Here is a 14,324-nt window from a genome sequence, read left to right as displayed (position 1 = left end):
ATTTTTTGCTTGCCAAATACATGTAATGTAGGTTCTGTAGAACTTTTATTGTGAAATCTTATTGTTTTGACCTTTGAAAAGTAATACCTAGCCTTTCTTGTAGGTATTCTTCTAAAACTATTATTTCAATTCTATGTGGATCTCTTTCGTTTTCTAAAAAGAATTGAGTATAACTATTCGAATCAGTCTTAGGTATACATTTTAATTTTCTCTTGTTTCCAAATATATCAGTCACTGTCTCGTCATTTTTGATCGATAATTTCCAACAAACTATTCCATAGAGTCTATTGAAAGAATGGTTAAAAGAACTTTTTAGTATATGTTTAAACTCGATAAACCTTAAAAGTGAGCGCTCAAGATCGACTCCTGTATTTCTCAATCTAGCTAAAACATCTATACCAGCATGTGTATCATAATCAACTATCTCAAAGGGAAATAAATCGGGTTCAAGCATGTCAATCGAATGATATAAAGCAAAGACTCCTTGCTCTTGTCTCGGCTCTCTTAATTTCTTATTTTTGTAATTTGCAATTTTAGTTGATTTGATTAACTTTAGTCTCTTCTCGTAATCTCTCTCTTCTTTTTTTTCACTTTGATACGCCTGAGATTGTTCCTCCAACCATTCCAAATCTCCCCATTCATTACTTTCTGTAATTTGTTGATAGATACTTCTTACAGTCGCCTGGATTTCATCAAGTATCTCAGCAGGAGTATTATCAACGGAACCTCTATTCGCTGTTAACTTTAATTCTTGGCAATTGAAAAAAGCGTGGAATTTCGTGTATTCAGACCCCTTACTAGTAATCCACTCATTTTTCCTTTGAACAGGTATAAAGTCCTTAGATAACCATACTCCGTACCTCTCTTGAACCCTATATGCACCATCCGGAGCAGTATATCCGCTTCTCTTAATCATATTATTTATTGTTCGTTTTGCTTTATTTCCCTCAATATAAAAGACCGCTTGATATTGTATATCAGGATACTTACTTAACGATCCTGTATAAACTAACTTCTTTACAAAATAATCTGGTGCATCTGCCATGTAACTTTCGAATAATTTATCCAAATTTTCTGATTCCCTTGGGAATCTATGACCAAAAGAAAGTAATTCAGGGGTGTCTCTATCAACTCCTTGAACAAATAGTTTTACATTATTGTATGGTGTGTATTCATTTATTTCTTTCTCAAATGACCCAAATTTTGTAAACCAATAAATATAATCGACTAATCTATCATGATTAAAGACTGATCTTTCATTATTGTTATATCCTATAATCTCAATAAAAGTACCCTCAAAGTTCTCAGTAATTTCTTCCACATTAACAGTAGGTACCTCACCTTCGAATAACAATCCAATAGGATTTTCCATAACAGCAACATACCTTTTTCCATCTTTACCTGTCGTCACTGAAACACTTTCGGAATTAAAGTATATTTTTGTCCCGTGCCCTTTTTCCCCGATTAGGCTTTCATCATTTGTTTTTTCTTCTCTTCTGATGGAATTCCCCAAATCAAAAAATGATTTTAATCCCTTAGTGTCCATTCCGAGGCCATTATCTCTTATTGTAATCTTTAGTTTTCTTCTCCCGTATTCTTTAAATACTGTAAAAAGAATATATATCTCTGATGCTTTTGCATCAAATGAATTACTAATTGCTTCTCTTACTACATCCAAAGGATTGGAAAAGTCTGAAGCGATCTCCAAAAATTCTCTACTCGGGTTTACTTCAGGTTTAATAATAGTTCTTGTAATCACAAAATCACATCCCAAAATATATTATCTGTATATTTTACTATATTATGGAATAAAATTGTTTATCACTTTAAATCTTTTTACTCATAACCTAGTTATATACTTAGCAACAATAATTAGATATTTTATGATTTGTTACCTTCTTTTTATATCAAAAGGTAAAAGGCCTACATATTTTGGTTTCGTCATCAACACCAAGTATACATATACATTGCAGCCAGGGATAAAAACGCTTATTTAAAGGCAATTAACGCCAATAAAGTTTAAAACGACCACGCATTGACAAGTAAATAACAGGGGAGATACTATAAAAACCCAGTCCAAAGGTCGGAAGAGGGCTCAGTACAAAATCGGGATTGCATTTCTCTTCGCCTGGGTCAGTGGTTTCTTTATTCTGGTTGGTATGTCACCAAAAGGAGATATCCCTGACGATATAAGTTCTCCTGCAAAGACATTTACGTTTATTTTACAGAAAAATCAAGAAGAAATTGTAAATACTGAGGGATTTTTTTGACCCATCTGGTGTGGTTGATGAGCGTAAAAAAGCTCTTAGATCCATAGTTCAACGCCAGGGACAATCTTCCCTTCCGTAAAAAGTATTAGGTGGCTTATGAAGGAAAATGCCCTATAACAGGATGAGATATTTAAGAAGCACTTGAAGCTCCACATGTTACGCCATATAGAGGGGATATTCATACATTGTGGGATCTTGGATATATCTGTGTTGATTCAAAGGGTATGACTGTTCTGTTACATCCTAATTTGCGATCAAGCGAATACGGAAAATATCATGGCATGGTATTACGTTTACCTAAGGACATTAACGACGCACCTTCAAAAGCTGCACTTGATGAGCACCAATTTTTGTGACTTTTAATAGTGATTAGACAATAAAAGAGCAGGTACGAGCCTGCTCCCTTTTTGAATAATATAATTGTGAATTGTATATACGGAAGGGTTCGCTGTTTTACGAAGTGTACCCAAAATTTCCGTTTATCGTATATCATTAAGCGTATCCTCAATTAGAAAAGCTCCTATCATGTTTCGTAAACATGTTAACCTTTGAAAACTCTTGATTATAAGGTTTGGACATATTATCAATTTCTAATTTTAATAAAAACCTAACCTACTAATAAACTCCTCGAATTTAAGGGCAATTTCTTTAAATCTCTCATAAGAACCTCTAAATAAACCTGCTTTTAAAGGTGTCCAAGTCTCCTGAAAGCTATCTGCTTCCTTTATTATTTCAGCAAGTATATTATTTGATCTATGATACTTCCAACCAAATCTTCCTACTGGGCCCCAAATGTGCTGTTCTGAATAGAGATCAGCGTACACTAATCCTAAGAATATTTCAAACCTATCGAAAATTTCATCGTAACTCTTTCCAAGGAAGAGGAGCTCATCCAAATCGGGTTGTAAAATTTTATACAAGTACTCACTTCGTGGTACAAAATGACGTTCATGCTCAGGAATCATTTTAAAAGCATCATTTATAGGTGTTAATTCTGAAATGGATCTTAATACAACTTCTTTATTATCTTCACGGCGCTCGTCTCTAATTTTAGTTGTTAGAATTCTTGCTAAAAACTCGTAGTTTTCGTTGGCAAGAGCACTTATTCCTCCAGAGTACATGACTAGTAATATAGGGTACCATCTTAATCTAAGCCAAAGATCTAAACCTCCACGCAATTCATTATTTTCACTTAATCGAGTCATTATTCTATTAATAATTGGAGCATGTTCATCTTGCCCCCAATGAGCAATGCAACTGGTTATTAAACAAATACCTTTTGCATTACTTTCATATTTACTTAATCTTTCTATAAGATTTTCTGCATCTACTTGTATTCCTTGGACAGGGAAATGTTCATCTGTTAAAAGCATTACAATTTTACGTAATTCATGGTTTACCATATCGTCAAGCTTTATTCTACTTTTACTTTCTGATAAGAATTCTTTTGTCTCATCAATAATATCTTCAATTGTTTTTACGCTGCGTTCCTGTAAAACCGCTGGAATTTCAACTAAGTAATCAGTCTCAACTTCTTCGGCTTCTGGCATATTATCCAAGATTGGAGCTTTAAATATGAAATCTCCCTCCCCTTCTAAAAAGCCATAATGAGGGGTCTGTTCAGAGTACATATCCTTTGATACCTTTTCATAGACATATGACATTACTCCATTTGCCGTAATTATCCCATCAACATTAGAAGCATTCCCCTCCAAAGCTTGTATTAGGTGACCGGTAAATATAGAATGTCCTGGTATTGGTCCATTAGAATCTGCTACAACCTCATTAGCCTTCCCTGCAGTAAGGACTTGCCTAGAGCCTCTTTTCAACATATCTTTTAAAAACCGATATGAACCTGGTTGAAGTGAGCGTGATATCGCCAATCCGCTGTAACATGCGTCCATTATAAATAAGATATGTTTAGCCCGAATTAATTCAGTATTCTTTGTTAAGTCGTCCCATCTAATAAATGTTGATAAATCGTCAGCTTTACCATCATGTGGTACTAGAAAACCAATATCACCTCGTCTCCCCACCATAGTGTGACCGTGACCTGCATAAAAAATGATAATCCGATCATCAATTTGTACCTTATCATTTGCTAGCTTAAGAAACATCCTCATTATATTTGCTTTTGTTGCGTCTTCATCCAATAGTACCGTAATGTTTTCTTCGGGAAATTTATAGGTTTCTTTTAGTATAGTTGCGACTGCAATTGCATCGTTACAAGCGTAACTTAAATTTCCTCCATATTTATACTTATTTATCCCTATAACAAGTGCCCAACTGTTTGTATACATAGGTCTATATATTACAGACATTATTTTAATACCTCCCTAAACATAAATAACCATTGGGTTGCAATTAGCAATCGACTGTAAACAAATGCCAAAAATATACAATCCCCGATCGACTAAAATCGGGGATTAAACAACTCCTATTTGTTTCTTTTTTCAAACTCTGTCTTAGTTAATTCACATTCACGAACTGCAGTTTCCCCTGAAAAGGAAGGATCGTCACCATAGTTAAAGTTCCTCTTTATAACCTGCGAACTAAAACTTGCTCCTTCTGAAACTGGCCTACTTCCAAAACTAGGAGAATTTCCATCATTTTCACCATTTAAAATTTGATTCACTATTTGAGATAACTGATCATCTGCCGGCATCTCTATCCTCCTATTTAATAAAAATATTAAAAATATATATAATAACTGCTGATATTATAGCAGCTGCAATACAATATACTCCTCTTGTATAAAGCTTTACCTTTTGGTCATTAACCTTCCCATTGTGTTCAATATTTTGTCTATATGTAATTGTTAATGCTTTTGCAACGACATCAGTTGGAGCTGCAATATTTCCAGGGTTAGTAAAACCAGATAAATCTACTCGATTATAGGTCTTAATCCCAATTATCCTTAAGCAATAAACTAAAGAACATACTAAACATAATATTGTGATAATAATGAATAAAAAATAAAAAGTATAAGGCAAGGCGTTAAGGACGTTATCTACCTTTACTTTTTTTAAATCTGGAATACTGATATACGTTGGAATAAATGCCAGAAGTGCTGCAGTTACCGTAGTTAATATTCCTACTCTTGTATCTAAGGTACTTGCACGTTCATCTTCTTTATCATATTCTCTCTGAATAGCACCAAAAAGCAACTCTGCCGAAGGGAAAGATTGCTGTTGTTGTTGTCCAGATTGATTTTGTTGCCCGGTTTGCTGTTGTTGTCCAGATTGATTCTGTGTGCTTGACATATCTACACCTCAAATTTCCTTTTCGACACTTGGAAAATCATAACAATATAATAACGAATATTTCATAAATTGTAAATTAAGAGATTAGTATATTTTTCCACTTCAGAGGATAAAAGGATTCATACGAATATGCCCACTGTGTGAAAAAAAGTCAAATAGGTTGAGGCTTTATCCTTACCAGGTTTCGGGATTACACCTTCATCTTCGTAAATAATCAGGCACATGAGGGTACAACACATCCTTATTTTTTGTGATATGGTACCCATATTACACCATTAATCCATTCTTCATGAATTCCTCTTCCGTTTACCAACGCTTGACTACATAATCTAACGTTTTGTCTGTATACAAAAAAATGATCGCCATTTTTGACGATCATCGTTTATTAATGTAAAGCAACCGATAGTTTAAGTACAAAATTTCACAATTTCAGAATTACAAAAGGCGAGCATTAAGCCTACCGATTACTTTTATTCATTTCAGTAATATCCTTTCCTTACGGTCGCCCCTAAATTATCTATCGTTTTAATAGCAACTAAAAGAGCTGTTCTTTTTTTGTGTTTCGTCCATTTGGTTTTAATTACTCAAAATTGTGGGTATACACCTTTAGGCTTGGACAGGTTTTTTCTGCTTTTTAAAGAGAGGCTTATAAGCTAAACTACAAACATTATTTTTACCCTGAGACTATATGTCTCTCCGGGTAACATAATTACCTTCTTCATATTCTTTAAAATTCGGGTGTTTCATTGTGCCCCACCAAAAAAGTAATTTCAGACTTTGAGGTAAAATTTTTTCTACTTCTAAAACAAACTGGACACATAAATCTAATGTATCAACTAATTCTTCTGACCCCATAGATATTAAGGGAATTAAATGTGATTTCTTTTCGTTTTCAAAAGCTGATGCGTGTATTAACCTGTTTCTTTTTCTGTTTATCTTTTTAAAACCTGCATATAGATTTAATAATTTTTCTTCTTCTGTTTCAAGTGCTTGTAAAAACTCAGGTTTAATTAGGTTATCTATAATATCTTCATCATTTGGTTGTTCAGATTTTTTTATAAACTTTTTTGCTATGTCACTTTGTAATTTAAAATTACCCTCCTTTACATTATAGTAAACATAGTATAGATAGGATTCTGTAAATGTTATACACTGTACACTCAATGAATTTATTAATGCTTGCATTTCGCTTTCAATTGTTCTAACTTTAATACGAATATCACTAGGAAATACAATATCTTGAGAAAGTATATGCCTTTGATCTTCTCTAGCTTCAATTAAACACTTTCTTTTTTGAAGATAAATGTTCCATATAGAAACTAAATATGCATAAGTTATAAATTCAGGGAAAGTATGTACTAATCCTTTTTCCATATCAAATTCAATCCAATGATGATGTTCGAGATTGTCATACGAATTTGAATAATAATTACTTAAATATTGCTTAACCGACATCATTTTTTCTAATTCTTTAAGGCTAATTAAATAGCGCTCACCATTTATTCTGCTTTTTATCATTTCTCTCATAAATGAAATTATTGAATCAATTGTAGAATCAACATTAGGATTTTTTATATAATTTGCATTTAATTCTCCTCTAAATAACTTACCTGTTGATTCAACCAATGATTGTTCTGTATATTCCTTTGGATTATTTAGTAAATCATAACAACTCGTTTGAATTCCACGGTATTTATCTAGCCTTTCAATCAATGTTGTTTTATTAAGAGCAGCAGTAAATATTAAAGCCAGATAATTTTTATATATCTTTTTAGGGTTCTTACTTAACTTATCTAAAGCCTTTCTACTAAAAAGGTAGTCTAAATCGGCAAAGTCTATCACTGTTATTCCCCCTTATATGAGATTTATGAAAGTGTTTCTCCCTAAATAAAACTAATTATTTCAAACTTTTGTTTGGAACATAACCCCTGCTAGATTAAAAACGTTTTTTACCTTTTAGCACCAAGTACCATCTAAATATTTTATACGGTTACCATAATGAACGTGCCAATGCATATGTTTATTGCTTTATTCTCACCAATATTAGTTGACACAGTACAGGCAGCGTATTTGTCGTTTACCTGTTTTGATACTTTCTGAATCACGGAAAATAAATCGTTCAGCACATCTTTATCTTCAGATTTAACATCGATCAGTGAAGTAATATGTTTTTTGGGGATAACCACGATATGTACATCATAAAAAGGACGAGTATGATAAAAGGCAAGAGTATTTTCAGTTTCCAAAACATTTTCTACAGTTATCTTACCACTTAATACTTCATCACAATAAAAATCTTCAACCCCGTTAGCATAAGTAACAACTCCCAAATTATTTTATAACCAATTACTAATACGACAAATTTTACCTATTTCCTCCAAATTTAAAGGAATATAGTATGATTTCTACCTCTTGAACGATCCTGACAGTTAGTTTAACAAAGCCCCCGAGATTTCTGATTCCGAAAAAAATTTTTAAATCGATTTGGCTATTTTGAGAACTAATTTTGTGGAAGGTGGGTATCTTTCATTTCGAACTCGTCAAGGTTTCGGGATTTGTCGTCCATTTGTGCATTACACCAGGCAAGTGCCGATATGGCTCGGCTTCATCGTTCGTGATAGGGTAGCCCCTACGCTAATCTGTCACTATATCACTACGAACCCAACTAAAGCTTAAACAGTGTGCTTCCTGAGACATAATCAATCAAGAATAAATGGAAGAACCACGCCTTTGTCATTTAATCAATAACTTTTAGTTTCGCTTTATCACCTTTAAGTTCGATTGATTTCGCATTATACGCTAGAGCAGCTTCTTTCGGATCTTCGTAACTCCCACAATAAATACTTTTACTATGGTGAGAAATGGTTGCATCCCACTTATCTAATTTTTTATTGTAAGACACTCCTCTGTAGCCCGACTTGTTACGCTTATGAAGGTCTTTAGTAGGTGAAACATAGTCCCATGGAACATCGTTTAGAACGGCTTCATCTCCTAATATTTTAACGGCCTTCTTGTTGTAGGCAAGAGCAGCTAATTTCTCGTCGTGAAATGCACCGCAATAGTATTGTTTCCCTTCGTGGACAATCGTTGCTGTGTACTTCCCCCACTCCATCATACGAACACCTCGGTAAGTAGACGAAAATTCACGATCAATTATAACGTGACTACCGTCATAATCTTTCGGCAAAACATTGGGTCTAGCAAACTCTCCCATTAGTTTATGAGCATAAAGATTGTAAGCATAGGCAGCGTCCTCTTCGATAACAAAATAACCGATGTGCTTTTTATGTTTATCCACAGCTATCCTGGCAACCCACTTACCTTGCTTCTTGCTCCAATACACACCTTTATATTTAGACGAACCAGTCATTGGTTTTTTGTTAAATATGTTCTGTTGATGTGTACATACTCGGAGATTTTCTCGATTATTATCAAGTTTATTTCCGTTTATATGGTCAACGATCAAACCTTCTCTGTCTATGCCAGCCTGATCTATTACAAGTTGGTGCATCTTCACACGAATAACTGCATATCCATTACTATCAACATACCAATTGAATTTACTAAGAAGCTCGTAATCCTCGTCACTTACTAATGCGACTTTTCCTTCGGCGTATTTACCATGTAATTGAATCTCTTTCATGTATATCTCCCCTTACAATAGATGTAACTATTTTACCATTTTTTTACTGTACTACGATAATCGTCTATAAAAGTACACTATTTTCAACGTACTGAAATGTACAAATTTTAAGTCTATAAATGTGCTAAATTAACTTTATGAACGTCTATAAAATAAAATATACTTTTATAAACAATAATAGTATGATTATCCCATAGGATGTTTAGATGGGGGAGAAGATTAATGACGACTAAACGATTCGGTTACGTACGTGTAAGTTCAAAGCAACAAAACGAAGGTAGACAGATTGAAACGATGCTACAAAGTCACATCGAGGAAAGAGATATATTCATTGATAAGCAAAGCGGATCAACATTCGATCGCCCTCAATATCAATCACTTAAGAATATTCTCCGTAAAGGCGATACAGTCGTATTCGATAGTATCACCAGGATGGGCAGAAGCATGGATGATACGTTGAAAGAGTACCGTTATTTCGTTGAGAACGGCATTAATCTAGAATTCATTAAAGAGCCGATGCTTAATACAGATGCAGACCAAGATGACGTAATACTTAAAGCAATCCAACAGGCTGTTCTAGCTATATTGGCTGCATTCGCTCAGAAGGAACGTGAAGAGATTAGAACGAGACAATCTGAAGGGATAGCATTAGCACAGAAAAAAGGAGTTAAGTTTGGACGACCTACAATGGAATTACCACAAAAATGGAATTCACTGTATACTCGGTGGAAGTCTGGCGAAATTACAGCTGTGGAATTTATGAGACAAGTCGATATGAAAAAAGCGACCTTCTACAAGAAAGTGAAGGAATACGAGGGCAAATAGGGACGGGATAACCGTCTTTTTTTATGTCACGACGTCAAGTAAATTTACTTTACATTTATACACAAACCATCTTCCAAACACTGGAATATCAACGTTTTTAAACTGCTGATCGTAAACCCTGAGGTTTTTGAAAACCGCCATTTTCGGTCGTGCAACATCAAACGCTTTAACGGTTTTATAGCCCCCGATATTTTGTCAACTTCTTCTGAACCTTTTCTAAAAAACGACTCGCCTTCTGTGGATGGTTCAACCCCAGTGTATCGGCAATTTCTCTTAGTGTAGCTTCTGGATAATCGTAAAGATAACGTAATAACGCTCCTTCATGGACGTCTAATAACGGCTCACCCATCATCTGTTGAACCATTACAGTGTGAATTACGTTGTTTTCCAAGTTGCTTGTTCGCTGATCTGCGATTTGCATTTCCTCTATACTGGCTGCAGTGTAATCATGAACACGTTTCTCTCGTTTTGCCCATTTAATCAAATCCAACGCATTGGAACGCATTTTCTTTATGATGTGTTCATATAGCCAAAAGTCGCTACGGCTATCATAGTCGTACCAGATCATATCTAGAACAGCTTTCCAAAAGACCTCTTCGAAATCATCGGCATACAGTCTAATCCCGCTGGATTGAGCATTCCGTGACCAATGTCGTGAAGATGCTATGACTGTACTACGGAGTATCGTACAAATCCTATCGCAAGCATCGTCTGGATATTCATCTTCGTATAATCGTTCAATCGCTTTAATTAAGTCCACCTTACCTTTACGGTAAATCTTTTCGATCCTACGTTCTTTGCGCTCCAAAAATTCATAAACCGTTTCCTTCGGTTCATCTTCAGGTTGCAGAATGTATCTATCAAGTTCATTAACAGCTAACATACTAGTAGCTCCTTTAAAAAAATTTATATATTCATAGAAAATAGTGTGACAAACCACCCAAATTTGTCGTATATATTATGTACGACTGAGGGAGGAACTCCCGAAGGAGAGTAACGTATATAATGGTAAATATAAACGTATAAATAACGTAATAAGATGTTGATATAACGAGATATGTTAACGTAATGTAAGTAAATGCGATGATTGTTAAGTAAATACAGGCGGCTTTCGTTTATCGCTAATAACGACGACGAAGAAACCGCCCTATGAGTTACTTTAAGTGAGCACCGCCCTGGCTGGATCAGGCATTTTGAATGTCTTACGGACGAAATCAATTCGTCTTTGGACATCTTCAGCTTTATGACCACGCGGAACTATTCGATTTAGGATTTGTTCATCAGTTATACGGTCATATACCTCTTGTGCGATCCATTGGATCAAAAAAGCTTCAGCTTCATCTTTAAACCGTCCTAGAAATATGTCTTTGAAGTGGGAAACGCCCCAGTATAAATTTCCATATTTATCCTTACTGTTTTTCATTAGTGCGCCATGTAAACCGAGCCATTGATCAAAGATAACCTCTGAGAGTATATTTCTTCCATTCTCTGTGTTTGAACAGACTTTTAAATTATTCCGTCGATTGTCAGTGCCAATATGATTAATGTGATCCACAACTTTTCCTGAATCAGGATTCATTAACCAAGCATGCAAAAATACTTTTTTTCCATTCAATTGACCACGAACATAATACGTTCTGGATTTCGCATTCCACTGTAGTGACCATGTATTTGGGTATTCTTTTGCCCTGGCTAAATCTTCTATCGAAATAGGTGCTTTCACGACCTTGTTGTAACGCTTGCAATGTATGAGAGCTATCCCCTGTTCTTCTATAATTTCATATGGATTTTTCATTACTTAATACCTCGTTCCTTTAATTTTGTATTTAATGTGTCAACCATCCAATTTTCAATCACCCTATCGATATCCTCTTCGTTCATTGTTGATATCTTTGTAGCTTCTTGTATTTCCTTGACTTTTTCTTGAAACTATCAATTTTCCCCACCTTAACTCCTCCTCAATTTGTAGATTAATTACACAAAATGTAAATAACAGCCGCAAATCTTTGTCTGCAAATATTGAATATCTACTTGAACGGCATCTGTAATTCCTGTAGCTCGTTTGAACTTCTTAGTAAAATCGGGAGTAACCCTTATAGCTCCTTTTTCTATTGCAGATATCAAACTATTACTGACGCACATCCACCTTGCTAATTCTGCGGCTTAGTTCCAGGAACGTTGATCGTGCAGCTGTAACCATTCAAAACCCACCTCCTTTATCGTTCCCACATAACAGTCCGGCTCATGGACGCTATCGTAACGCATGATATACTAAAAATTTGGTTCTATGACTTTCTTCAATACTACAGTCCGGTCTATGGAGCGAAATGTAACTAGATTTTTTAATAAATTTTTAAATGCCTTGTAAAAATTCAATCTGATTCCTCCCTTTGTTAACCTTCGAATATACAGTCCGGTCTAATTTCGGTTTTGTAGCAATTTTTTTTTAAAAAAATTTGACGGCTCTTTCATTTTGAATCCCTCCTTTGTTGTTCCTCACATATAAAGTCCGGCCCCTTATGGCATTTGTAACGCAAAATTTACGAAGAAGTTTAGATGACTTGTTAATTTTGATCGTTTTAACAGTAACCATTTCATAATTCCTCCTTTATCGCTCCTATACTAACAGTCCGGTCTACAGGCACGTTTTTAACGCATTATTTTATAAAATTTTTTCCTCACGAGTATTACCCTTTTGATGATTACAGTCCGGCACAATTGGCCCATCGTAACGAAAAAAGTAAAAAACCCCCATTCATATATAACAGTCCGGTATGAGATAGGATTTGTATCGCCCTTTTTGAAATTTTTTTAATCTACTTGTTCTTTTAGCTAAGTTATCATTTACCTCCGTCCAATCAATGGAATCGGATTAGGTTTTCCTTGGATACTTAGGGCTGCAAAGAACGTTTGAATGCAAAAAAAAGACGCAACCGTAATGGCTGCGCTTTTGTATATTATTTGATCTGATACTCATGAGGATTGAATACGGGATTCGAATGTATAACTGAAAATATTAAACTAGAAATATAAATCGGGAAAGATTGACAGACACTGTACAACCGTATTCCTCCTGCTATATACCCATGATAGGTACATTCGTATGGTAATTTCCGTTATTCAATTATCGCACCCGTTAGTTCAACAAGCATCTGCTCAACTTTTATCATCTAAAAGGTTTAAGTCCATAGGATTTCATATCTTTTTCTGAATTAGTAAATAATACGGAAGAGGTGATAATATGGAAAATGAAAATATAAAACTTACATCTTCCGAAATAGGAACACTATGGGGGGAGTATGTAAACGGAACAATGACCGATACAGTAAATAGATATATGTATTCCATTATTGAAGACGAATCAATAAAAAAAGTTTTTTTACTTGCCATTGAGACCTTCGAAAAGCAAAAGAAGCAGCTTGTTTCCTTCATTGAGAAAGATGGATTTCCCATTCCAATTGGATTTACTGAGTCCGATCTTAATAAAAGTGCAGATAGATTGTTTTCTGACATGTTCTGCTTAAATTATTTACATCTTATGACGATACATGGTTTGTTGGGTCATACAACAGCTTTAAGTGTTTCTGTCAGAAAGGACATACGGGAATTTTACAATTCATGTGACAATGATGCAAAAAATCTGTACGATTTAACCATTGAGTTGTTGCTTGAAAAAGGAAAATTCCAAAGAGACCCCTATTTCTATCCTACCGAGAGGCCTGAATATATTTCTACCAAAGATTTTACTGATGGATTCTTAGGAAAAGGGAGACTGTTATCTGCCACAGAAATAATCAGTATTTCTCTGAACATTAAAAAGAGCATTATGGCAAAAGCTCTTTCGATAGGATTCAGTCAAGTCACTGGATCAAAAGAAGTAAGAAAGTTTTTTGAGCAATCTGAAAAAACAGCTGATGAAATTATACAAGCCCTTTCAAAAATTATGCACAAGGATAATTTGCCGTGCCGATGTCGTGGGAAACAGAGGTTACAACGTCAAAAGACGCTCCTTTTTCGGATAAATTAATGTTGTATCATATTGGTTTCTTGGCTCAAACTGCACAAGTATATCACGGAACAGGTCTAGCTGGAGCCATGCGAACAGACCTTGGTGTAGTTTATGAAAAAACCATTCTAAAAACATTAGTAATTACCAAAGACTGGTTTGATATTATGGCAAAAAACAAGTGGTTAGAACAGCCGCCTCTTGCTCCTAATAGAAAAGAAATCGCAAAAGAAAAATAATAACGATAATGTCCTTCCTCATACGGATGGGCATTTTTAATTTCTAAGAAAAAATCTTATTGATACAGATAGGTAAGG

10 protein-coding genes and 1 pseudogene are annotated in these 14,324 nt (G+C 34.7%); 2 read left to right on the top strand and 9 right to left on the bottom strand.

Going from position 1 to position 14,324, the window contains the following annotated elements; translation table 11 throughout:
• Positions 1-58: 58 nt before the first annotated feature.
• The 7 genes from ABES02_RS25325 to ABES02_RS25295 form a co-directional block, all read right to left on the bottom strand.
• Positions 59-1,759 (bottom strand): ATP-binding protein, encoded by a 1,701-nt coding sequence (locus ABES02_RS25325; RefSeq protein WP_430140539.1) that lies wholly within the window; start codon positions 1,757-1,759, stop codon positions 59-61.
• 1,107 nt (positions 1,760-2,866) lie between these two features.
• Complete coding sequence (locus ABES02_RS25320; protein WP_430140538.1) at positions 2,867-4,591, bottom strand: caspase family protein; 1,725 nt, start codon at positions 4,589-4,591, stop codon at positions 2,867-2,869.
• 116 nt (positions 4,592-4,707) lie between these two features.
• Positions 4,708-4,935 carry a hypothetical protein gene (locus ABES02_RS25315; protein WP_430140537.1) on the bottom strand — a complete coding sequence of 76 codons (228 nt, stop codon included), beginning with the start codon at positions 4,933-4,935 and terminating at the stop codon, positions 4,708-4,710.
• Between the two features lie 10 nt (positions 4,936-4,945).
• Positions 4,946-5,533, bottom strand: a complete 588-nt coding sequence (locus ABES02_RS25310; RefSeq protein WP_430140536.1) for a hypothetical protein — start codon at positions 5,531-5,533, stop codon at positions 4,946-4,948.
• A gap of 684 nt (positions 5,534-6,217) precedes the next feature.
• Positions 6,218-7,375: a hypothetical protein gene (locus ABES02_RS25305; RefSeq protein WP_430140535.1), complete on the bottom strand. Its 1,158-nt coding sequence runs from the start codon at positions 7,373-7,375 to the stop codon at positions 6,218-6,220.
• A gap of 140 nt (positions 7,376-7,515) precedes the next feature.
• Entirely contained in the window at positions 7,516-7,863 is a 348-nt protein-coding gene (locus ABES02_RS25300; RefSeq protein ID WP_430140534.1) for an HIT domain-containing protein, read from the bottom strand.
• 407 nt (positions 7,864-8,270) lie between these two features.
• On the bottom strand, positions 8,271-9,176 hold the full coding sequence (locus ABES02_RS25295) for an HNH endonuclease (protein ID WP_430140533.1): 906 nt from the start codon (positions 9,174-9,176) through the stop codon (positions 8,271-8,273).
• A gap of 222 nt (positions 9,177-9,398) precedes the next feature.
• On the opposite strand from ABES02_RS25295, the gene ABES02_RS25290 reads away from it, so the two are divergent.
• A complete protein-coding gene (locus tag ABES02_RS25290) occupies positions 9,399-10,001 on the top strand; it encodes a recombinase family protein (RefSeq protein ID WP_430140532.1) in 603 nt (200 codons plus the stop codon).
• Positions 10,002-10,176: 175 nt separating this feature from the next.
• Here ABES02_RS25290 and ABES02_RS25285 read toward each other — a convergent pair whose 3' ends face one another.
• Entirely contained in the window at positions 10,177-10,884 is a 708-nt protein-coding gene (locus ABES02_RS25285) for a hypothetical protein (RefSeq protein WP_430140531.1), read from the bottom strand.
• A 276-nt stretch (positions 10,885-11,160) separates the two neighbouring features.
• On the bottom strand, positions 11,161-11,796 hold the full coding sequence (locus ABES02_RS25280; RefSeq protein ID WP_430140530.1) for an HNH endonuclease: 636 nt from the start codon (positions 11,794-11,796) through the stop codon (positions 11,161-11,163).
• A gap of 1,446 nt (positions 11,797-13,242) precedes the next feature.
• Here ABES02_RS25280 and ABES02_RS25275 point away from each other — a divergent pair.
• A pseudogene (locus tag ABES02_RS25275) lies at positions 13,243-14,246 on the top strand (DUF3231 family protein).
• Positions 14,247-14,324 lie beyond the last annotated feature (78 nt).

This window comes from Neobacillus pocheonensis (assembly GCF_050477905.1).
GTDB lineage: Bacteria > Bacillota > Bacilli > Bacillales > Cytobacillaceae > Neobacillus > Neobacillus pocheonensis_A.
The sequence above is the reverse complement of the archived record's forward strand: the minus strand, read 5'-3'. Positions and strand labels throughout refer to the sequence as shown.

Bases quoted from the DNA above. Each gene is read 5' to 3' on its own strand.
- ABES02_RS25280 (WP_430140530.1), bottom strand. From the start codon at position 11,796: ATGAAAAATCCATATGAAATTATAGAAGAACAGGGGATAGCTCTCATA.
- ABES02_RS25290 (WP_430140532.1), top strand. From the start codon at position 9,399: ATGACGACTAAACGATTCGGTTACGTACGTGTAAGTTCAAAGCAACAA.
- ABES02_RS25310 (WP_430140536.1), bottom strand. From the start codon at position 5,533: ATGTCAAGCACACAGAATCAATCTGGACAACAACAGCAAACCGGGCAA.
- ABES02_RS25315 (WP_430140537.1), bottom strand. From the start codon at position 4,935: ATGCCGGCAGATGATCAGTTATCTCAAATAGTGAATCAAATTTTAAAT.
- ABES02_RS25295 (WP_430140533.1), bottom strand. From the start codon at position 9,176: ATGAAAGAGATTCAATTACATGGTAAATACGCCGAAGGAAAAGTCGCA.
- ABES02_RS25320 (WP_430140538.1), bottom strand. From the start codon at position 4,591: ATGTCTGTAATATATAGACCTATGTATACAAACAGTTGGGCACTTGTT.
- ABES02_RS25285 (WP_430140531.1), bottom strand. From the start codon at position 10,884: ATGTTAGCTGTTAATGAACTTGATAGATACATTCTGCAACCTGAAGAT.